The following is a 20,862-nucleotide window of genomic DNA, read 5'->3' as shown; positions in this document are numbered from 1 at the left end:
CGAATGATTACATCAGTATTCTCTGGGCACTCTGAATAAAAATTGACCAGGAAACATGATGCCTTTAGACTAACAAAGCACGCCAATTAGCCAGAAACTTGACCAACTAACAGAGGTTTTATGCACAAGTTGAACCTTTACGATGCGAAAACGAATTTTTCTAAACTCATAGCGAATGTAGCGGCGACAGGTGAGGAATATATTATCGCCCGCAACGGTCAGCCTATGGCGAAACTCGTTCCTTTGACGCCAGCTGAGAAAACGCCGCGCATCGGATTTATGAAAGAAAAGGGCGAAACCAGCGTGCCAGACAACTTCAATGAACTGCACGCCGACAAAATCGAAGAACTGTTTTATGGGAATAGCGAGTATGGCGCCAGGGAAGAATAAAGCGCCTGTTCTGTCAGCAGGCGGATATTTAATTGATACTCATGCACTTATCTGGATAGGCTGGCAGCCAGAAAAACTCGATAAAGAGACCATTGCTATTCTCGCCGACCACAATAATCGGCTTTATTATTCGCCCGCCTCAATTCAGGAAATCGCTATCAAGGCCGATTTAGGCAAACCCGATTTTGGCTTTGATCCAGCTAGCCTTACTGAAGGATTAAAAGAGGCGGGCTATATTGAACTCCCCATTACTTCGCGCCATGCCTGCTCCATTCGCAACTTACCGGAAAAGATGCATAAAGATCCTTTTGACCGTTTGCTGGTCGCTCAGGCTCGAGAAGAAAAACTGGCCTTAATAACCAATGATGAAAAGATTATTCAGTACTGCTCAGACTATATAAAAATTATCAAATGCTGCTGAAAAGAGAATCTTTTTTATTAACAAACTCGCCGCGGCAAAGCCTTCAGAATCTGCTTTTTCGCCGTCTGCTGCTCGTCTGACCTGCTTGTCTCTTCCTGTGCCTCATCGTATTATCAACGCCTTAAGGTGATGGCGTTCCACCTTCCCCAACCGCCTGCTGGCGATCCCAGCGGCTGATGACGCCTGACATCAACCCAAATCCTCTCGCAGGCGTTGCTGGTGTGTCAGGCTCGTGCTCTCTCCGCCACCTCCCTGCGCGATCGCTGACTACAGGAGTTAATCATGTTGAAGTCGCTGTTCGCCGTGATGCTGGGCGGCGCTGCAGGCTGTACGCTGCGCTGGCTTATCTCGCTGCGCTTTAACGCGCTTTTTCCCAGCCTGCCGCCCGGCACGCTGCTGGTGAACCTGGCTGGCGGCTTTATTATCGGCGCCGCGCTGGCCTGGTTTGTCAAAAATCCCCAGCTCGACCCAGCCTGGAAGCTGCTGATCGTCACCGGCTTATGCGGCGGTCTGACGACTTTCTCTACTTTCTCGGCAGAAATCCTCATGTTGCTACAATCAGGTAAGTATTTGTGGGCGATGACGAGCGTGCTGACGCACGTTGCCGGATCGCTGCTGATGACTTTTGCCGGCTTCGCGCTGGTGAATTTCCTCGGCTAAGGGCAAATACCGGCCGCAGAAACATTTCGCCTCTGCGGCAACCGATTATTCCGGACGATTAAGGAGGACGTTCATGACTCAGCCTGCATTCCTTAACCTGGTGCTGTTAAGCGGTAACACCGAAGAGAAACTTCAGGCGGCGCGCGACGCCGGCTTCGATCAGGTCGAAATCTGGCGTGAAGATGTCGACGCCTCCCAACAGGGCGCGGCGCATCTGGCGCAGCAGGGGCTCGGCTTCACCAACCTGCAGGTGCTGCGCGATTTTACCGGCGCGCCCGGCGAGCTGCGTCGGCAAAAGCGGGACGAGCTGCGCCAGTTTATCGAGATGGCGCAGGCGTTGGGCTGCGACACCCTTCAGGCGCCCGCCACCACGCGCGAAGATTGCATTGCCGGGCAAATCGACGAAGATCTGCGCTGGCTGGCTTCCGAGGCCGCGCGCTTCGACATGCGCATCATGTATGAGCCGATGGCATGGTGCAGCGTCGATAATACGCTGCCGAAAGCCTGGGAGCGGCTGCAGCGTCTCGATCAGCCCAATATCGGTCTGGTGGTCGATCTGTTTCATATCTGCGCGCTGGGCGGCGACGCCTCGCATCTCGACGGGATCCCCGCCGAGCGGATTTATGAAGTGCAGCTGTGCGATATGGTGGTTCAGCCTTCGCCGCAGGATAAAGAGGCGATCATGGCGCTGGCGAAACATCGGCGCCAGCTGCCCGGCGCGGGCATGATCGATATCGACAGCTTTATCGATAAGCTGAAAAGCGCGAACTATCAGGGACCGATAGGCATTGAGGTGTTTAATGACGACCTGAAACGCCTGCCGCCGCATGAGGCGGCGCGGCAGGCGTATGCCGCGCTACGGCGCTTCTGGCCTTAGTCCTGCAGGCACTGCGCGATAAACGCGGCGGCGCGCATCGCGCCCTGCGCGGAAATGGTGTGCTCTGTCCTGGGTTCAAGCTGAAGCTCAAGGGGCACGCCGGCGGCTTTCAGGCGCTGCGCGGCCGACTCGCTCTCGCGCCACGGGATCACCGCGTCGGCGTGGCCGTGGATCAGCAGCGCGGGGGTCTGAACCGCAGGCGACAGCGGCTCGTCAAACGCCAGCCGGCCGGAGAAGGCCACCACGCCCGCCAGCGGAAAGCGTCCTGACGCCAGCGCGTCGAGCGCCATGATCGATCCCTGCGAAAAGCCGACCAGCACCACCTTGTCCCACTGGTCGCGCAGCCCGTGGCGCGCGAGAATCGGCTCCAGCGTGGCGTCGAAGGTTTCGCGCGCGGCACGCACCCGCGCCGGACGGTTCTCCGGCGTCACGCCGTCGAGGCTAAACCACTCAAAGCCTGCGCCATGGGGAAAAGAGAAGGGCGCATCGGGCGCGGCGAAGATGACGTCCGGCAACAGCGGCGCCCAGTGGCGGCCCAGCGCCGCTAAATCCTCGCCGTTGCTGCCGACGCCATGCAGAAAAATCACTAACGCTTTCGCCATCCGCTTCTCCTTAAAAACCATACTCGCTCATATCCGGGCCTGCCGGCACGATCCCGTTGGGATTGAGCGCCTTAATGGAATAGTAGCCCTGTTTGATGTGCTCGATATTTACCGTCTCGCGCACGCCGGAAATCGACAGCATGCTCTTCAGATAGCGGTTGAGCAACGGATAGTCGCGCACCCGACGCTGATTGCACTTGAAGAGGCCGTAATAGGCGACGTCGAAGCGGATAAGCGTCACGAAAAGGCGAATATCCGTTTCAGTAACGCGCTCGCCGAACAGAAAGGTGCGGCCGTCGGCCAGCCGCGTTTCCAGCTCGTTCAACTGCTCGAAAACGTCGCTGTAGGCGTGCTGATAGCTGAGCTGGGTGGTGGCAAAACCGGCGCGGTAGACGCCGTTGTTCAGGCGCGGGTAGATCGCCGCGTTCAGCGTTTCGATTTCATCACGCAGCGCGTCGGGAAAGAGATCGATACGGTTATCGGCGAGGTCGCCGAAACCGCTGTTAAGCATGCGCACAATATCCGCCGACTCGTTGTTGACAATGGTTTGCGTCTTTTTGTCCCACAGCACCGGCACGGTGGCGCGTCCGGTAAAGTCGGCATCGGCGCGGGTATAGAGTTCGTGCAGGAAGCGCGCGCCGTTGAGGGTATCGCGATCCGCGCCGGGAAAGTCGCCGAAGCGCCAGCCTTGCTCGCCAAGCTGCGGCTCAACCACCGACACGCTGATAACCGATTCCAGCCCTTTTAGCTTGCGGGCGATCAGCGCGCGCGAAGCCCAGGGGCAGATCAGCGCCACATAGAGGTGATAGCGATCCGGCTCGGCGGCAAAGGGGGTGCTGCCGTCGCTGCTGATCCAGTGGCGAAAACTCGACGTCTGGCGAACAAATCCGCCCTGTTTATCCGTGGCCTGAACCGGATGCCACTCCGCACTCCATTTACCTCTGACTAACATTGCGCTGCTCCTCATGCTGATATAAGCAGCAGCTTATTACGCTTCCTGACGGCTGATAATCACGTCAAAACGACAATCATTCTTTCCATTCTGGAAGGGATCGGCCGGGCGGAAAACGATCGAAGTGATCCGCCAGAAAATCGACCAGCAGCCGCGTGCGCTGCGGCAGATGGCGCGCGGCGGGATAGAGCGCGAACAGGCCGAGGGGCGGCACGTCGTAGCGCGCCAGCACCGGCACGATATCGCCGCGCTGCAGCGCGGGCGCGGCGATAAAGTCCGGCAGCCGGGCGATACCCAGCCCGGCGAGCGCCGCCTGCAGGCAGGCTTCGGTATTGGCCAGGCGCAGACGGCCACGCACCGGTACGGTCACCGTCTCGCCCGTCTCGCTGACGAACGGCCAGTTCCAGGGATCGCGGAAGTTGGTGTCGGTAATGCACTGATGATCGCTGATGGCGCGCCAGTGCTGCGGCGTGCCGTACTGCTGCAGATAGCGCGGCGAAGCGGCGAGCCGCACCGCAATTCCCCCCAGACGGCGCGCAATCAGGCTGCTGTCGCTCAGGTTGCCGATGCGTACGGCGATATCGAAGCCTTCGTCCACGATACTGACCGGGCGATCGGAAAAGCTGACATCGAGTTCGATCAGCGGGTAGCGTCTGGCGAAGGCGGCCAGCACGCGGGAGAGCACCGCGCTGCCGAAGGTCACGGGCGCGCTGATATTCAGCCGGCCGCTCGGGGTGCCGGCGCTTTCGCGTACGCTGACGTCGAGCGCGTCAAAGGCGTCAAGCAGCGTTTTAACCTGTTCGTAGTATGTACGACCGACGTCGGTGGGCGACAGCGCGCGCGTGCTGCGCTTAACCAGCTGCACGCCGAGCTGCCGCTCCAGCTTCGACACCAGCTTTGACGCCTGACCGCTGCTGACGCCGAGCCGCGCCGCCGCGGCGGCAAAGCTGCCCAGCTCCAGTACGGCGACGAACATTCGGTCGCAATCAAGCCGATCCATAGGGCGTTCCTGCAGATGAAAACGCCAATGTACAGGCTTTTAGCCGTCGGTTGAACGCGTGACGCTCTCCCATTCGGCAAAGCTGCTCTCAAGGCGGCGCAGCTTATCGCGCACCAGCTGCAGCGCGTCGCTGCCCAGCAGCAGGTGCGCCGGCGGCGCGGGATGGTCCAGCAGCCCGAGGATCGCCTGCGCCGCTTTATAGGGATCGCCGTTCTGTCGGCCGCTTTTGGCGAGGCGCGCTTCACGCACCGGATCGAAGATCGCGTCGTAATCACTGATGGCGCGCGGGCTGCGCACCATGGAGCGGCCTGCCCAGTCGGTGCGAAACGAGCCCGGCGCGACGGCGGTCACGGCGATATTAAAAGCGGCCAGCTCCTGACTCAGGGTTTCCGAAAAGGCTTCCAGCGCAAATTTGCTGGCGCAGTAGTCGCTAATGCCGGGCAGCGTAATCAGGCCGCCCATCGAGGTGATATTGATAATCTGCCCGCGTCGCCGCGCGCGGAAACGCGGCACCAGCGCCTTCATCATCGCGACCGCTCCCCAGACGTTGACGTCAAACTGGTGCCGCATCTCCGCCAGCGTCGCCTCTTCGAAAATACCCTCATGGCCGTAGCCCGCATTGTTGATGAGCGCGTCGAGCGGGCCGTGCGCCTCTTCAAACGCCGCCACCAGCGGGGCGATGCGCTCTACGTCGGTGAGATCGAGTATCGCGCCGTGGGCGCGCGTCGGCTCCAGCGCCGTAAAGGCGTCCAGCGCCTGCTGGCTGCGCACGGTGCCGAAAACGCGGTGGCCCGCTGCCAGCGCCGCCTGCGCCAGCGCCTGACCGAAGCCGCTGCTGACGCCGGTGATTATGATCTGTTTCATCTGCTTTCCTCTCTGTGGGTGAGGCTTAAGCCTGCGCCCGTCGCCTGCAAAAGAGGATGCCCGTTCCTCTGCCATCCTTGCCTGAAACGCTGATTTTCATCCTCAACAGCGGCCAAACCGCGCCGTAGCGTGCATAATCCTCTTATGAACGCCGACTCCCTCCGCCTGATCGCCGCGCTTGCGCCGCAGGAAGGCTACAACCTGACGCCGCTGCCCGACGTGCGGCTGCTGCGATCCAACCGTCCGCTGAGCCGCACGCCGGTGCTCTACGATCCCGGCATCGTGATCGTGCTGCAGGGCCGCAAGCGCGGCTATTTCGGCGATCGCGTCTATTGCTACGACGCGCAGCACTATCTGGCGGTCTCGGTGCCGGTGCCTTTTATCATGGAGACCGACGCCAGCGCCGAGGCGCCGCTGCTGGCGGTCTATATGCATCTCGATCTGCCGGTAGCGGCGGAGCTGCTGCTGCAGATGGAGCAGGCGGGCGCGACGGTCACGCATCAGCCGGCCGGGATGGTTTCTACGCCGCTCGACGAGGCGATGCAGCGTTCGGTGACGCGGCTGCTGTATGCGCTGGGCGATCCGCTGCAGGCCGCGCTGCTTGGCCCGGCGCTGGTACGGGAAATTTACTTCCACGTGCTGAACGGCGAGCAGGGCGGCGAACTCCGCGCCGCGCTGACGCAGCAGGGCGCCTTCGGCAAAATCGCCCATGCGCTGCGCCATATTCATCAGCACTATGCTCAGACGCTGGATATCGCCCAGCTCGCCCGCCGCGCCGGCATGAGCCATGCGACCTTTCACGCCCACTTTCGCGCCGTCACCCAGACGTCGCCGATGCAGTATGTGAAGTCGATCCGCCTGCATCAGGCGCGGCTGCTGATGGTGCGCCAGCAGATGACCGCCGCCGCGGCCAGCCTGGCGGTGGGGTATGAAAGTCCTTCGCAGTTCAGCCGCGAATTCCGCCGGCTGTTCGGCCTGTCGCCGGGCGAAGAGGCCAGGCGGCTGCGGGATGGCTTCGCGCTGCCGCCCGCCCAGCCGAACGCACGCTTCGTCGCTTCACATTAGGTGCCGTCGCCCTTTCGCTGTGCGGCAAAACCTGCTTGACTAGCTTTTCGCCCGTTTTGGTCTGGAGTTCTGCATGTCTCTGCTTCACCTTGCTTCGCTGGCGGATGTTGACGCCGCTGAATGGGACGCGCTGCTGCCCGACGATCAGCCTTTTTTACGCCACGCCTTTCTGCTGGCACTGGAAGAGAGCGGCAGCGTACGCGCCGAAAGCGGCTGGCAGCCGGATCATCTGCTGTGGCGGGAAGCGGGCGCGCTGCGCGCGGCGCTGCCCGGCTACCGCAAGCGCAACTCATGGGGCGAATATGTCTTCGATCACGCCTGGGCGGACGCCTGCCAGCGCGCGGGCATTCGCTACTATCCGAAATGGCTGGGCGCCATTCCTTTTAGCCCGGTGACCGGCGCGCGCCTGCTGGGGGACGCGCAGGCCGCCGCGCAGCTGCTCGCCGCGCTGCCGGAGACGCTGCATCAACAGGGGCTGAGCAGCGCCCATATCAACTTTACCGACGCGCAAGGCGACGCGCTGCTGCGCCAGCAGCCGGAGTGGCTGATGCGGCTCGGCTGCCAGTATCACTGGCATAATCGCGGCTACCGCGATTTTCAGGACTTTCTCGACACGCTGATGTCGCGCAAGCGCAAACAGCTGCGCAAAGAGCGCGAGCTGGTGGCGCAGAGCGGCTTTGAATTTAACTGGTATCGCGGCGACGAGCTGCGCGAGGATCAGTGGGATTTCGTCTATACCTGCTACGCCAACACCTATGCGGTGCGCGGCCAGCGGCCTTACCTGACGCGCGACTTTTTCAGCCTGCTGGCGGCGCGCATGCCGCACAGCATTCGCGTGGCGATCGCGCATCTGCAGCAGCAGCCGGCGGCGATGGCGTTCTGTCTGGTGGATGGCGAGACGCTATACGGGCGTTACTGGGGCTGCCTGGCGGAGTTCGATCGCCTGCATTTCGAAACCTGCTTCTATCAGGGCATGGACTACGCCATCGCCACGGGTCTGAAGCGTTTCGACGCTGGCGCGCAGGGCGAACACAAGCTGGTGCGCGGCTTTGAGCCGCAGCTCACCACCTCCTGGCACTATCTGACGCATCCCGGCCTGCGCGATGCGGTGGCGGATTTTCTGCAGGAAGAGCGAGAAGGCGTGCGCGCCTGGGCTGATGAGGCGCGCGACGCCTTGCCGTATCGACGCGGCGATTAGTGGTCGCCGACGAATCCACTGGTCTGATGGCGCCACAGTCGGGCATAGAGGCCGTTGTGCGCCAGCAGCTCGCTGTGGTTGCCCATCTCGACGATATGTCCCTTATCCAGCACGATCAGGCGATCCATTTTGGCGATGGTCGACAAACGGTGCGCGATGGCGATAACCGTTTTGCCCTCCATCAGCGTGCTCAGGCTCTCCTGAATCGCCGCTTCCACCTCGGAGTCGAGCGCCGAGGTCGCCTCATCCATGATAAGAATCGGCGCATCCTTCAGCAGCACGCGGGCGATGGCGATGCGCTGGCGCTGACCGCCGGAGAGCTTCACGCCGCGTTCGCCGACGTGGGCGTCCAGCCCGGTCCGCCCTTCGGCGTCGGAAAGGCGCGGAATAAACTCGTCGGCGCGCGCGCGATGAATCGCCGCCTGCAGCTCCTCTTCGGTGGCGTCGGGACGACCGTAGAGCAGGTTCTCGCGAATTGAGCGGTGCAGCAGCGAGGTATCCTGCGTAATCATGCCGATCTGGCCACGCAGGCTCGCCTGCGTCACCTCGGCGATATTTTGATCGTCAATGGTGATGCGGCCGCCGTTCAGGTCATAGAGACGCAGCAGCAGATTCACCAGCGTCGACTTACCCGCGCCGGAAGGGCCGATCAGGGCGATTTTCTCACCGGGTTTGATATTGAGGTTAAGACGGTTAATTACCTGATGACCGCCGCCATAGTCAAAGCGGATATCCTCATAGCGGATCTGACCGCGCGTCACCTTCAGCGCTTTCGCCTGCGGCGCATCCTGTACGCTGAGCGGCTGGGCGATAGTGTTGATGCCGTCCTGCACCGTGCCGATATTCTCGAAAATGCCGTTCACCACCCACATGATCCAGCCGGACATATTGACCAGGCGCACCACCAGACCGGTCGCCAGCGCGATGGCGCCGACGCTGATCAGCGACTGGCTCCACAGCCAGAGCGCCAGGCCGGAGGTTGAGACGATGAGCAGGCCGTTAAGCGAGGAGAGCGTCACGTCCATGCTGGTGACCATGCGGCTCAACCGCTGGTTCTTTTCGGTCTGCTCCTGCAGCGCTTCGCGCGCGTAGCGCTTTTCCAGATCGTGATGCGCAAACAGCTTGATCGTCGAGATATTGGTGTAACCGTCGACGATGGTGCCCATCAGCTTCGATCGCGCCTGCGACGCCACCACGGAGCGCGCCTTCACGCGCGGCACGAAGAAGCGCAGCGAGGCGATATAGGCGACGATCCAGATCACCAGCGGGATCATCAGCCGCCAGTCAGCTTCCGCAAACAGCACCAGCGACGTGATCGCGTAGATCAGCACGTGCCAGATGGCGTCGACCAGCTGCACCGCGGAGTCGCGCAGCGCGTTGCCGGTCTGGGTGATGCGCTGGGCGATGCGTCCGGCGAAGTCGCTGTGAAAGAAGTTCAGGCTCTGGCGCAGCACATAGTTATGCTGCTGCCACTGGATCATGCTGGTCATGCCGGGATTAATGCTCTGGTGCACCAGCATGTCGTGTAACGCGATAAAGACCGGGCGCAGGATCAGCGCGACAAACGCCATCCACAGCAGAACAGGCCAGTGCTCGGCGAACAGCGTGGCGGGCGTCGCGCCGTTGACCAGGTCGATAATACGGCTGAGGTAGCTGAACAGCGCCACCTCGATCAGCGCCGATCCCAGACCCACCACCAGCAGCGCCGCGAAGCTTGGCCATACCTGACGCAGATAGTAAAAATAGAAGGCGCCGATGCGGCCTGGCGGCGAATCGGATGGAGCATCCTGGAAAATATTGATAAAACGTTCGAAACGGCGATACAACATAACGTCTCTCTTTACGTCTGGGGAGAGTAAACAGCTTAGTGCAACTTAAAAGGGATTACCGATATGGAATTAGCCATTCGCGGTCGTGAACCCAGCGATGCCGCTGGGTTTCAGCGTCTTTACAGCCAGCCTGCGGTCTATCGCTGGACCACGCAGCTGCCGTTTCCCAGCGTGGCGACATGGCAGAAAAAATTCGAACGAATGGATAGTGAAGGCTACATCGGTTTTGTCGCGGAGCTGGACGGACAGATGGTCGGCGAACTGACGCTGTTCATTGAAAACCGGCCGCGCACCCGACATGGTCTGAGCTTCGGCATCGGCGTCGATCCCGCTTTCAGCGGACGCGGCATCGGCGAACGTTTAATTCGCACTGGCCTGGATTACGCCTTTAACTGGCTGGGCGCGACGCGCGTAGAGCTGGAAGTTTTTCACGACAACGCGCGCGCGCGGCGACTCTATGAGCGTCTCGGCTTCGAGCAGGAGGGCGTGCGCCGCAAGGCCTGCCTGCGCGACGGCGACTATCACGACATTATTTTGATGGCGATGCTGCGCGAAAGTTATTCACAGTAGCGGCGCGATGCTGGCGACGGGGAAGAAGAATTTCAGTTTCCCGTCCTCTGTTTTGAGCGGAATGAAGCGCATCGCCTCCCGATAAAAACCGGCGGCCTGATCATCTTTGGCTTCTACCATAACGGCGTAAATGCCGACGGCATCCGCCGCAGAGTAAGCAACGCGTAGCGCATCCAGCACCAGCTGGGTGCCAAATCCTTTTCCAGCGATGCGTTGATCGACGGCCAGGCGGGCAATAATAATGCAGGCCGCTGCGTTTCATAGCGCAGCGCGCCATGATTTCCTGGAGCTGGCGCACATTCCCCATGCGCCAGCCGACGTTTTTGCCGCTTATGTGCGGCGCCGCAAGCTGCGTTGTGAAGGCTGCCAAAATCAGTGCCAGATAGCGCGCATGATTTCACCACTCGCCCAATGACCAACCCTTCGCCTGCTACCTATATTTCCTCCACAGGGCGTTCAACGCGGTATTCCTGATCATTTTTTTCCGGGGCGGTACGCCTCCTTTTTAAGGAATTCACCTGATGACAACAGCGCACTCTGCCGCGCGGCCCACCCGCGTGCGTATCTGGATCCTCTGCCTGATCCTGTTTCTTTCGGTGGTGGCCTACGCCGATCGCTCGATCCTGTCGATCTCCGGATCGGCGATAAAAGATGAGTTTGGACTGTCGGCGATCCAGCTCGGCCTGATCCTCTCCGCATTTAGCTGGGCCTATGTGATCGGCCAGATCCCCGGCGGCCTGCTGCTTGACCGCTTCGGGGCGAAAAAAGTTTACGGCATCACGCTGGCGCTCTGGTCGCTTTCCACTATTGCGATGGGCTTCGTTGGCGAGATGGCGGGCGGTATGACCGCCGCGCTGGTGCTGATGTTTACGCTGCGTTTTGCGCTGGGGCTGATAGAAGCGCCCGCCTTCCCGGCGAACGCGCGCGTGGTGATTATGTGGTTTCCCGGCGCGGAACGCGGCCGCGCCTCCGCGCTGTTTAGCACGGCGCAGTACTTTGCCGTGGCTATTTTCTCGCCGCTTTCCGGCTGGCTGGTGTCGCGCTTCGGCTGGGAGTGGCCCTTCTTCGTGCTGGGCGGTATCGGCGTGCTGGCGGTATTTGTCTGGGCGGCCTATATGCGCGAGCCGCGCAAGCATCCCGGCGTCTCCGAAAGCGAACTGAACTATATCGTCGAGGGCGGGGCGCTGGTGGATATCGATGCGCCCCATACCCTGAAGGCGCGGCCTGCGCTGAACAAGAAGATGTTCAAAACCCTGCTCTCCAGCCGCATGCTCTGGTGCGCCTATCTCGGTCAGTACTGCACCATCGCGCTCAGCTACTTTTTCATTACCTGGTTTCCTATCTATCTGGTGCAGGCGCGCGGCATGAATATTATGGACGCCGGTTTCGCCACTATCGCGCCCGCGCTGTTCGGCTTTCTCGGCGGCATCAGCGGCGGCTATATCTCCGACATGCTGATTAAACGCGGCTGGAGCCTCTCCTGGGCGCGCAAAACGCCGTTTATCATCGGCATGCTGATGGCGGCGTCGCTGGTAATGGCGGCGGTGATCCCGAGCAACCTCGGCATTATCGCCATTATGTCTTTCGCCTTCTTCGGCAAGGGCGTAGCAGCGGGCGCAGGAACCTGGACGGTCATTAGCGACACCGCGCCGAAAGAGGCGGTCGGCCTTGCAGGCGGCATCTTCAACGGCGTCAGCAATATCGCCGGCTTCGTCACGCCGCTGCTGTTCGGCGTGATTGTCGGGCTGACCGGCAGCTACAGCATCGGGCTGGGATTTGTCGGCGCGCACTGCGTGGTCGCCGCGCTGCTGTTCCTGTTCGTGATGGGACCGATCGTGCGCGTCGGCGAAACGCAGACGCCGGAAGCGGCGCGCGAGGCGCAAAAAGCGGCGCACGGCATCAAGGCGATATAAGGTTTCCGCCAGGTCGGCGCGCTGCGCCGACCACCGACCACTTCATTCTCACTGAAGAAAATTTGCTCACTTGCCGATACCTCTCTACCAGGAGCGATCCTTAGGAGAGATATCGTGATTAAACAAATCACCGTCGACGAGCTGCGGCCAGGGATGTTTATCCATAAGCTCGAGGTCTGGTGGATTAAAGATAAACGCATTCGCAATCAGATGCTGGTAACCGATCCGCGGCAGATCGCGATGCTGCGCAACGAAGGGATCCAGCGGCTCTGGATCGATCTGAATCGATCGGTGCAGGCGCCTGCCGCGCCGTCGGCGGATAAAAAACCTGTTGAACGCACGCCCTTTTTTCAGGAGCTGGACCAGGCGCAGCAGATTTTCCAGCAGGGCAAAACGCAGGTAATGGCGATGTTCAATGAGGCGCGCCTCGGCCATCGTCTGAACCTGGCGGGCATGCTGGATCTGGTGGACGAGATCGCCGGCTCTATCCGGCGCGAACCGACCGCGCTGCTGAGCGTGGCGCGCCTCAAAAACCATGACGATTACACCTGGCTGCACTCTATGGCGGTTTGCGGGCTGATGATTACGCTGGCGCAGCAGCTCGGGCTGGATGACAAACAGGTGCGGCGCGTCGGCATGGGCGGGCTGCTGCATGACGTCGGCAAGGCGGCGGTGCCGCTGGAGATCCTCAACAAGCCTGGCAAGCTCAGCGACGAAGAGTTCGAGGTGATGCGCCAGCATCCGGTGGTGGGCGCGCAGATGCTGATGGAGGCGGACGCTGACGCCGATCTGCTGGATATCGCCCTGCATCATCATGAAAAGGTTGACGGAAGCGGCTATCCGCACCGGCTGAAAGGTGACGAGATTTCGCTCTACTCGCGCATGGCGGCGGTGTGCGACGTTTATGACGCGCTCACGTCGACGCGCGTCTACCGCAAGGGCTGGACGCCCGCCGAAGCGATGCACAATATGCTGAACTGGCGCGGCCACTTCGACCAGCAGCTCCTGCACCTCTTCGTGCGCGCCATCGGCATCTACCCGGTGGGGTCGCTGGTACGGCTGGCATCGGGACGCGTCGCGCTGGTGGTAAAGGCGGGCGAGCAATCGCTGCTGAAACCGGTGGTGCACGCCTTCTGGTCGCTGCATGCGCAGCGCGAAGTCAGGCCCGAACGCGTCGATCTCGGCGACAGCTTCTGCACCGACAGCATTATCGGCGCAGAAGAGAGCCCGCTATGGAAAGATGCCGATCTCAATCGCGTCTGGGCGCTGGCGAGTTAAAAATCGACGCTGGCGCGTAGCGCGATCTCGCGCGGCTCGCCCACCGCGACGCGCAGATTGTTGCCGCTGGACGGGTAATAGGTTTTGTCGAACAGGTTGTTGACGTTGACCTGCCACTTCACGCGGTAGCCGTTAAGCGGCGTTTGCCAGGCGACAAAAGCGTCCGCCACCGTGTAATCATCCAGATAAAAGCTGTTGGCCGCATCGCCGGGACGGCGACCGACGTAGCGCGCGCCGACGCCGGCGCGCAAATCGTCTGCCGCCAGCAGGCCGGTGGCGCCGAAGTCATTGGTCAGGAACAGCGCGGCGGTATGGCGCGCGGTATTGCTCATGGCGTTGCCGTTATTCGCCGGATCGGCGGTGACGCGCGCATCGGTCCAGGCGTAGCTGCCCACCAGGCTGAGCGAGTCGGTCAGCTTGCCCGCCAGATCCAGCTCGACGCCCTGCGAACGCACCTTCCCGGCGGTGCGCGTTACGCTCTCGCCATCCACCAGCTCATCCACCATCACGTTGCGCTTCTGAATATCAAACAGCGCCAGCGTGCCGGTCACGCCGTTGGGCAGATCGATCTTGCCGCCGACTTCCCAGGCTTTGCCCAGCTCCGGCGGCAGCGCGCCGATCTCGGTGGCGATAGAGGAGTTAGGCTTAAAAGATTCGGTATAGCTCGCGTAGAGGCTCGACCAGCTGTTGAGGCTGTAAACCACGCCGGCGCGCGGCACCAGCCGGCTGTCAGAACTGCGGGTGCGGGCGACGAACGGACGGCCTTTGCCCGCCATGACGTCGAAGCTATCGTAGCGCAGGCCGCCCAGCAGCAGCCAGTTCGGCGTCAGGCGGATGGCATCCTGCAAAAAGAGGCCGCGGCTGTCGATATTCTCGCGCTGATCGCTGTCGGCGGCGCTCACCGTCGAGCTGGACGACATCTCGTCATACACCGGATGCCAGATATTGAAGCGGCTATTTTTCTTGCCGCGCAGCATATCGCCGCGGAAGGTGCGGTCAGCTTCGTAATCGAATCCCGCCAGCAGCTGATGATTGACGCGGCCCCAGTCGACGTCGCCGTTGAGCGTCAGCTGCACCATCTGCGAGCGGCTCTGCGCGTCGCCGGTAGCGTCGGCCTGACGCGTCAGCACGCCGGTATCGGCGTTGAACGCGGTGGCGCGCGCCTGATGGTCGCTGTAGGTATTACGCGTAAAGCTGTAGTTGAGATGCGCCGTCCAGCTGTCGTTGAGGATGCGATCGGCAGCCAGCGTCAGGGTATCCTGATCGCCGCGCGTGGCGTTGAAACGCTCGTCGAAGCGCTCTTCGCGCGGCGTGTTTACCGGCTTGCCGGTTGTGGGATTGATCACCGTGCCGCGATCGAACGGCACCAGGTACTCCATATGTTCCCAGGCGACGCGCAGGGTGGTGCTCTCGCCAAACCACATCAGCGACGGCGCAACCACCGTCTGGCGCGTGCGGCCGAAATTACGCCAGTAATCGGTCTCATCGTGATCGACGATTAGCCGTCCGGCAAAGCCGCTGGTGCCGAGCGGGCCGGTGACGTCGAGCTGCCCGCCGCCGCCGCCGAAGCTGCTGTAGCGGCCCTCCAGATGCGTCTGCGGCGTCAGCAGCGGCTTCTTGCTGATGATATTGACCAGGCCGCCCGGCTCGTTCATGCCGTAGAGCATGGAAGAGGGGCCTTTCAGCACCTCGACGCGTTCGCTGGTGGGGGTAAAGTTGCGCGCCTGAATCGAGCGCACGCCGTCGCGCAGAATAGAGCCGTCGCGGTTATCGCCGAAGCCGCGCTTGATCAGCGCATCCTGCGTGCCGCCCAGCGTATTGGCCTGGGTAATGCCGCTGACAAATTTTACCGCGTTGTCGAGATCCTGCGCGGCGCTGTCCTGCAGCACCTGCTGCTGCACCACGGTGACGTTCTGCGGCGTGTCGATAATCTTTGCCGGCGCGCGCGTGGCGGTCACGCTGCTGTGCGGCTGGTAGCCATCTTCCTGCGACGCTGCGTCCTGCGTGACCAGCAGCGTGGATTCCTGCGCGTGCAGGCTGCCGGAGAGCAGCGCGCCGCCCAGCAGGAGAGAAGAGAGGGGTTTCATTGCGGTAACTGGCTCCAGAAGGTTCCTGATAAATTCAGCGGCAGAAAGCGCTGATAAAGTTGTTCAAGCGTGCGGTGCGGATCGAGGTCGGCATACAGCTGCGGATAGAGCGCTTTTGCGAAGAGCTCTACCGCCACCACGTGCCACGGGCTGAGATAAAAGTTGTGCCACAGGCCGTACGCGCGGTGGTTTTTTACCGCTTCAAGCTGGCTGAGAACCGGCTGCGCGGCGAGCAGCCTTTGCAGGCTGGCGGCCGCCCGATCGGCGTCGATTTCCGGGCCGAGCTGCAGCGTGTTGTCGTCGTCCGCGTCCGCCATGCCGGTCGCGATATAGACCTGCGGCGGCTGCGCCAGCGCCTGTTCGGGATTGATCTCGCCGAACACCCCTTTTACCGCGCCGGCGGCGATATTGTCGCCGCCGGCAAAGGCGAGCAGCTGGCCGAGATTGCCGTTGACCGCCGTGGTGCAGCAGGTGTCGCGGCGGCCCAGATGCAGATGCAGCATCACGCGGGTTTTCGCGCCGTGATAGCTCGCCAGCCGGGCGCGCACCTTATCCATGTGCTGCTGATAGAAATCGATAAACGCCTGCGCGCGCTGCGGCTGGTCGAACACCTCGCCCAGAATTTTCAGGCTCGGCACCGTGTTGTTGAGCAGATCAACGCGCAGGTCGACATAAATCACCGGAATATTGACCTGCTGCATCAGCTGGCGGAAATGCGCCTCTTCCGCGCCGCTTTTCGCCAGGCGCGGCAGGATAATCAGATCGGGTTTCAGCCTGATCACCTGTTCAGGGTTAAGGTCGCGCAGCGCGCCAGTGCCGAGCTGCGGCACTGCCTCGATCGCCGGGAACGCGGTGGTGAACTGGCGCCAGCTTTGCGGATCGTACTTCGCCATATCCGCCGGCCAGCCTGCGATACGCGCCGCCGGATTGCCGGGCACGATCAGCGCCAGGGTATAAAGCATGCGGCTTTCGCCCAGAATGATGCGCTGGGGACGATCGGGCAGGGTCACGCGCTGGCCGGTGATGTCGACGATCGATTTGGCGACGGCGCCGGCGCTGCATAGCAGCAGCATCAGAGAAAAAAGAAAACGCATCACAATTATTTCGCAAGGAAATCGAAATGATAATGAATATCAATCGTCTTCACAATGGCGTCGGGGCCGTTGCGTTGCGCCGCTGGGTTTTATAACTAAAAAAGGCGGCAGCGCGCCGTCATCTGCCTGTTTTTCAGCCATTTTTATAATTTTTTTACGCCCGCCCTCTGCAATTTAACCGCTTCTTTATACCGATGCGCGCAGGCTAACGCGAAACCCTGATCCCTCTGGAGGTCGCTGTGAGCGTGGGCGTAATAACCGGCATCGTGCTGGTGTTTTTGTTACTGGGCTACCTGATTTATGCCCTGCTGAATGCGGAGGCGTTTTGATGGCCGCCAATGCGTTTTTACTGATTGCCGTTTTTCTCGCGGCGTTAATGGCGCTGGCGCAGCCGCTGGGGCGCGGGCTGGCCGTGCTGATCGCCGATAAGCCGGTGCTGCCGGGCGTCGAGCGCCCGCTCTGGCGTCTGCTCGGCGCGGAGGCGCCGACCATGCGCTGGCCGCACTACCTGCTGGCGATCCTGCTGTTTAACCTGCTCGGCCTGCTGCTGCTGACGGCGATGCTGCTGCTGCAGGATCGGCTGCCGCTCAATCCGCAGCAGCTGCCCGCGCTGAGCTGGCATCTGGCGCTCAATACCGCGGTCAGCTTCGTTACCAATACCAACTGGCAGTCCTACGGCGGGGAGAGCACCCTGAGCTACTTCAGCCAGATGGTCGGCCTGACGGTGCAGAACTTCGTGTCGGCAGCGACCGGCATCGCGGTGGCGTTCGCGCTGATCCGCGGTTTCGCCAGCCGCGCCACCGATACGCTCGGCAACGCGTGGCGCGATCTGACGCGCATCACGCTCTACGTACTGCTGCCGATCAGCCTGCTGATGGCGCTGCTGTTCGTCAGCCAGGGCAGCATTCAGAACTTACTGCCGTACCACGCCGTCACCACGCTGGAAGGGTCGCAGCAGACGCTGGCGATGGGGCCGGTGGCGTCGCAAGAAGCGATCAAGATGCTGGGCACCAACGGCGGCGGCTTCTTTAACGTCAACTCGGCGCATCCGTTCGAGAACCCCAATGCGCTGACCAACTTTGTGCAGATGCTGGCGATATTTCTCATCCCGGCGGCGCTCTGCTTCGCTTTCGGCTATGCGGTGCGCGACCGTCGCCAGGGCCATATGCTGCTCTGGGCGATGTCGCTGATGTTCGTCGTAGCGGTAGTCGCGGTGATGTGGGCGGAAACGCGCGGCAACCCGCACCTGCTGGCGCTTGGCGCCGACAGCGCTCTCAACATGGAAGGCAAAGAGACGCGCTTCGGCATTCTTAACTCCAGCCTGTTCGCGGTGATCACCACCGCTGCGTCGTGCGGCGCGGTGAATGCGATGCACGACTCCTTCACCGCGCTGGGCGGCATGGTGCCGATGTGGCTAATGCAGCTGGGCGAGGTGGTGTTCGGCGGCGTCGGCGCGGGCCTGTACGGCATGCTGCTCTTCGTGGTGCTGGCGGTGTTTATCGCGGGCCTGATGATTGGTCGCACGCCGGAGTATCTGGGCAAAAAGGTCGACGTGCGCGAAATGAAGATGACCGCGCTGGCGATTCTGGTGACGCCGACGCTGGTGCTGCTCGGCACCGCGCTGGCGATGATGACCGACGCGGGCCGCGCTGGCATGGCGAATCCCGGCATTCACGGCTTCAGCGAAGTGCTCTACGCCGTCTCCTCCGCCGCCAATAACAACGGCAGCGCCTTCGCGGGGCTGAGCGCCAACACGCCGTTCTGGAACCTGCTGCTGGCGTTCTGCATGCTGGTCGGCCGCTTCGGCATCATCATTCCGGTGATGGCGCTGGCGGGCAGCATGGCGGTGAAAAAGGCGCAGCCGGTGGGCAACGGCACGCTGCCGACGCACGGTCCGCTGTTTATCGCGCTGCTGATCGGCGCGGTGCTGCTGGTGGGCGCGCTGACCTTTATTCCCGCTCTGGCGCTGGGTCCAGTCGCCGAGCATCTGCAACTTCTTCAGGGTACGCACTCATGAGTCGTCAACAACAGGCGCTGAACGGCGCACTGATGCGCGTCGCGCTGGTCGACGCGCTGAAAAAGCTGGATCCGCGCGTGCAGTTTCGCAATCCGGTGATGTTCGTGGTCTGGCTCGGCAGCCTGCTCACTACGCTGCTGGCGCTGGGCATGGCGGGCGGCTGGCTCGACGGCCGCGCCAGCTTTACCGGCGCCATCGCCCTCTGGCTCTGGTTCACCGTGCTGTTCGCCAACTTCGCCGAAGCGCTGGCGGAAGGGCGCAGCAAGGCGCAGGCGAGCAGCCTGAAAGGGGTCAAGAAAACCAGCTTTGCGAAAAAACTGACTGAGCCGCGCCATGGCGGCCAGTGGCAGCAGGTCTCTGCCGACAGCCTGCGCAAAGGGGATATCGTGCTGGCGGAGGCGGGCGATATTATTCCCTGCGACGGCGAAGTGCTGGAGGGCGGCGCCTCGGTGGACGAGAGCGCCATCACCGGCGAATCCGCGCCGGTGATCCGCGAATCAGGCGGCGACTTCGCCTCGGTAACCGGCGGCACGCGCATTCTTTCCGACTGGCTGGTGATCCAGTGCAGCGTCAATCCGGGCGAGACCTTTCTCGATCGCATGATCGCCATGGTGGAAGGGGCGAAGCGGCGGAAAACGCCCAACGAGATTGCGCTGACCATTCTGCTGGTGTCGCTGACCATCGTGTTTCTGCTGGCGACCGTCACGCTCTGGCCCTTCTCGGCGTGGGGCGGCGCGCCGGTCAGCGTCACGGTGCTGGTGGCGCTGCTGGTCTGTTTGATCCCGACCACCATCGGCGGCCTGCTCTCCGCCATCGGCGTGGCGGGCATGAGCCGCATGCTGGGCGCCAACGTGATCGCCACCAGCGGGCGCGCGGTCGAGGCGGCGGGCGACGTCGACGTGCTGATGCTGGACAAGACCGGCACCATTACGCTCGGCAACCGCCAGGCGACGCAGTTTCTGCCCGCGCCGGGCGTCAGCGAAGAGCAACTGGCCGACGCGGCGCAGCTTGCTTCGCTGGCGGATGAGACGCCCGAGGGGCGCAGCATCGTGGTGCTGGCGAAACAGCGCTTCAACCTGCGCGAGCGCGACCTTAACAGTTTGGGCGCGAGCTTTATTCCTTTCTCGGCGCAGACGCGCATGAGCGGCGTCAACGTGCAGGACCGGCTGATCCGCAAAGGCGCGGTGGATGCGGTGAAACGCCATATCGAAGCCAACAGCGGCCGCTTCCCGGCGGAGGTCAACGCGCTGGTGGAAGAGGTGGCGCGCGCCGGCGGCACGCCGCTGGTGGTATCGGAAGGGGCGAAGGTGCTGGGTGTGGTGGCGCTAAAAGATATCGTGAAAGGCGGCATCAAAGAGCGTTTCGCCGAGCTGCGCAAGATGGGGATCAAAACCGTGATGATCACCGGCGACAACCCGCTGACCGCGGCGGCGATCGCGGCGGAGGCGGGCGTCGACGACTTCCTCTCGGAAGCGACGCCGGAAGCCAAGCTGGCGCTGATCCGCCAGTATCAGGCGGAAGGCCGGCTGGTGGCGATGACCGGCGACGGCACCAACGACGCCCCGGCGCTGGCGCAGGCTGACGTAGCGGTGGCGATGAACTCCGGCACCCAGGCGGCGAAAGAGGCGGGCAACATGGTGGATCTCGACTCCAACCCCACCAAGCTGCTGGAGGTGGTGCATATCGGCAAGCAGATGCTGATGACGCGCGGCTCGCTCACCACCTTCAGCATCGCCAACGACGTCGCTAAATATTTCGCCATTATCCCGGCGGCCTTCGCGGCGACCTATCCGCAGCTCAACCTGCTGAACGTCATGCATCTGCATTCGCCGTCGTCGGCGATTCTTTCGGCAGTGATTTTTAACGCGCTGGTGATCGTCTTCCTGATCCCGCTGGCGCTGAAAGGCGTGAGCTACCGGCCGCTGAGCGCCGCGGCGCTGCTGCGCCGCAACCTGCTGATCTACGGCCTGGGCGGCCTGCTGGTGCCCTTTATCGGCATTAAAGCCATCGACCTGCTGCTGGTGCTGCTGGGTCTGGCATAAGGA

At 62.1% G+C, this 20,862-nt stretch carries 20 protein-coding genes and 1 riboswitch; of the genes, 12 read left to right on the top strand and 8 right to left on the bottom strand.

Going from position 1 to position 20,862, the window contains the following annotated elements:
* Window positions 1–120 precede the first annotated feature (120 nt).
* From JS46_RS17040 to JS46_RS17025, 4 genes are all read left to right on the top strand, one after another.
* Entirely contained in the window at window positions 121–390 is a 270-nt protein-coding gene (locus JS46_RS17040) for a type II toxin-antitoxin system Phd/YefM family antitoxin (RefSeq protein WP_033753410.1), read from the top strand.
* Window positions 371–811, top strand: coding sequence for a type II toxin-antitoxin system VapC family toxin (locus tag JS46_RS17035; RefSeq protein WP_051905640.1), 441 nt, complete (start codon window positions 371–373; stop codon window positions 809–811). The genes JS46_RS17040 and JS46_RS17035 overlap by 20 nt, the downstream gene beginning before the upstream one ends.
* 116 nt (window positions 812–927) lie before the next feature.
* Window positions 928–1,004, top strand: a riboswitch (Fluoride riboswitch).
* An 89-nt stretch (window positions 1,005–1,093) separates the two neighbouring features.
* Entirely contained in the window at window positions 1,094–1,471 is a 378-nt protein-coding gene (gene crcB, locus JS46_RS17030) for a fluoride efflux transporter CrcB (RefSeq protein ID WP_033753408.1), read from the top strand.
* Between the two features lie 73 nt (window positions 1,472–1,544).
* Entirely contained in the window at window positions 1,545–2,348 is an 804-nt protein-coding gene (locus JS46_RS17025) for a sugar phosphate isomerase/epimerase (RefSeq protein ID WP_033753405.1), read from the top strand.
* Here the strand turns inward: JS46_RS17025 and JS46_RS17020 are convergent.
* From JS46_RS17020 to JS46_RS17005, 4 genes are all read right to left on the bottom strand, one after another.
* A complete protein-coding gene (locus JS46_RS17020) occupies window positions 2,345–2,950 on the bottom strand; it encodes an alpha/beta hydrolase (RefSeq protein WP_033753402.1) in 606 nt (201 codons plus the stop codon). The genes JS46_RS17025 and JS46_RS17020 overlap by 4 nt on opposite strands.
* Window positions 2,951–2,960: 10 nt before the next feature.
* Window positions 2,961–3,902 (bottom strand): glutathione S-transferase family protein, encoded by a 942-nt coding sequence (locus JS46_RS17015; protein ID WP_033753399.1) that lies wholly within the window; start codon window positions 3,900–3,902, stop codon window positions 2,961–2,963.
* A 76-nt stretch (window positions 3,903–3,978) separates the two neighbouring features.
* Window positions 3,979–4,902: a LysR family transcriptional regulator gene (locus JS46_RS17010; protein ID WP_033753396.1), complete on the bottom strand. Its 924-nt coding sequence runs from the start codon at window positions 4,900–4,902 to the stop codon at window positions 3,979–3,981.
* Between the two features lie 39 nt (window positions 4,903–4,941).
* Window positions 4,942–5,766 (bottom strand): oxidoreductase, encoded by an 825-nt coding sequence (locus JS46_RS17005; protein ID WP_033753393.1) that lies wholly within the window; start codon window positions 5,764–5,766, stop codon window positions 4,942–4,944.
* Window positions 5,767–5,910: 144 nt separating this feature from the next.
* Here JS46_RS17005 and JS46_RS17000 point away from each other — a divergent pair, with 144 nt between their 5' ends.
* Both JS46_RS17000 and JS46_RS16995 read left to right on the top strand, forming a co-directional pair.
* On the top strand, window positions 5,911–6,831 hold the full coding sequence (locus tag JS46_RS17000) for an AraC family transcriptional regulator (RefSeq protein ID WP_051905639.1): 921 nt from the start codon (window positions 5,911–5,913) through the stop codon (window positions 6,829–6,831).
* Between the two features lie 73 nt (window positions 6,832–6,904).
* Entirely contained in the window at window positions 6,905–8,029 is a 1,125-nt protein-coding gene (locus JS46_RS16995; RefSeq protein ID WP_033753389.1) for a GNAT family N-acetyltransferase, read from the top strand.
* Here JS46_RS16995 and JS46_RS16990 read toward each other — a convergent pair.
* The gene (locus tag JS46_RS16990) at window positions 8,026–9,858 is read right to left on the bottom strand and encodes an ABC transporter ATP-binding protein (RefSeq protein ID WP_033753387.1); all 1,833 of its coding nucleotides are present in this window, start codon (window positions 9,856–9,858) and stop codon (window positions 8,026–8,028) included. The two genes, JS46_RS16995 and JS46_RS16990, sit on opposite strands and share 4 nt — an antisense overlap.
* Window positions 9,859–9,921: 63 nt before the next feature.
* Between JS46_RS16990 and JS46_RS16985 the strand changes: the two genes are divergently transcribed.
* On the top strand, window positions 9,922–10,428 hold the full coding sequence (locus JS46_RS16985) for a GNAT family N-acetyltransferase (RefSeq protein ID WP_033753384.1): 507 nt from the start codon (window positions 9,922–9,924) through the stop codon (window positions 10,426–10,428).
* On the opposite strand, the gene JS46_RS16980 is transcribed toward JS46_RS16985, so the two are convergent.
* Window positions 10,420–10,665, bottom strand: coding sequence for a GNAT family N-acetyltransferase (locus tag JS46_RS16980; RefSeq protein ID WP_227741502.1), 246 nt, complete (start codon window positions 10,663–10,665; stop codon window positions 10,420–10,422). The two genes, JS46_RS16985 and JS46_RS16980, sit on opposite strands and share 9 nt — an antisense overlap.
* A gap of 284 nt (window positions 10,666–10,949) precedes the next feature.
* Between JS46_RS16980 and JS46_RS16975 the strand changes: the two genes are divergently transcribed.
* The gene (locus tag JS46_RS16975) at window positions 10,950–12,341 is read left to right on the top strand and encodes an MFS transporter (RefSeq protein WP_033753380.1); all 1,392 of its coding nucleotides are present in this window, start codon (window positions 10,950–10,952) and stop codon (window positions 12,339–12,341) included.
* Between the two features lie 114 nt (window positions 12,342–12,455).
* Window positions 12,456–13,619, top strand: a complete 1,164-nt coding sequence (locus JS46_RS16970; protein WP_033753378.1) for an HD-GYP domain-containing protein — start codon at window positions 12,456–12,458, stop codon at window positions 13,617–13,619.
* Here JS46_RS16970 and JS46_RS16965 read toward each other — a convergent pair.
* Together JS46_RS16965 and JS46_RS16960 are read right to left on the bottom strand one after the other, a co-directional pair.
* Window positions 13,616–15,706, bottom strand: a complete 2,091-nt coding sequence (locus tag JS46_RS16965) for a TonB-dependent siderophore receptor (protein WP_081876074.1) — start codon at window positions 15,704–15,706, stop codon at window positions 13,616–13,618. The two genes, JS46_RS16970 and JS46_RS16965, sit on opposite strands and share 4 nt — an antisense overlap.
* On the bottom strand, window positions 15,703–16,800 hold the full coding sequence (locus JS46_RS16960) for an ABC transporter substrate-binding protein (RefSeq protein ID WP_033753374.1): 1,098 nt from the start codon (window positions 16,798–16,800) through the stop codon (window positions 15,703–15,705). Before JS46_RS16960 ends, JS46_RS16965 begins: the two co-directional genes overlap by 4 nt.
* A 239-nt stretch (window positions 16,801–17,039) precedes the next feature.
* Between JS46_RS16960 and kdpF the strand changes: the two genes are divergently transcribed.
* The 3 genes from kdpF to kdpB are packed head-to-tail and all read left to right on the top strand — an operon-like array spanning window position 17,040 to window position 20,859.
* Window positions 17,040–17,129: a K(+)-transporting ATPase subunit F gene (gene kdpF / locus JS46_RS16955; protein ID WP_033753373.1), complete on the top strand. Its 90-nt coding sequence runs from the start codon at window positions 17,040–17,042 to the stop codon at window positions 17,127–17,129.
* Window positions 17,129–18,817: a potassium-transporting ATPase subunit KdpA gene (kdpA, locus tag JS46_RS16950; protein ID WP_033753368.1), complete on the top strand. Its 1,689-nt coding sequence runs from the start codon at window positions 17,129–17,131 to the stop codon at window positions 18,815–18,817. Before kdpF ends, kdpA begins: the two co-directional genes overlap by 1 nt.
* The gene (gene kdpB, locus JS46_RS16945) at window positions 18,814–20,859 is read left to right on the top strand and encodes a potassium-transporting ATPase subunit KdpB (RefSeq protein ID WP_033753365.1); all 2,046 of its coding nucleotides are present in this window, start codon (window positions 18,814–18,816) and stop codon (window positions 20,857–20,859) included. Before kdpA ends, kdpB begins: the two co-directional genes overlap by 4 nt.
* Window positions 20,860–20,862 lie beyond the last annotated feature (3 nt).

Source organism: Pantoea sp. NGS-ED-1003 (assembly GCF_000738765.1).
Classification (GTDB): Bacteria; Pseudomonadota; Gammaproteobacteria; order Enterobacterales; family Enterobacteriaceae; genus Pantoea; species Pantoea septica.
The sequence above is the reverse complement of the archived record's forward strand: the minus strand, read 5'-3'. Positions and strand labels throughout refer to the sequence as shown.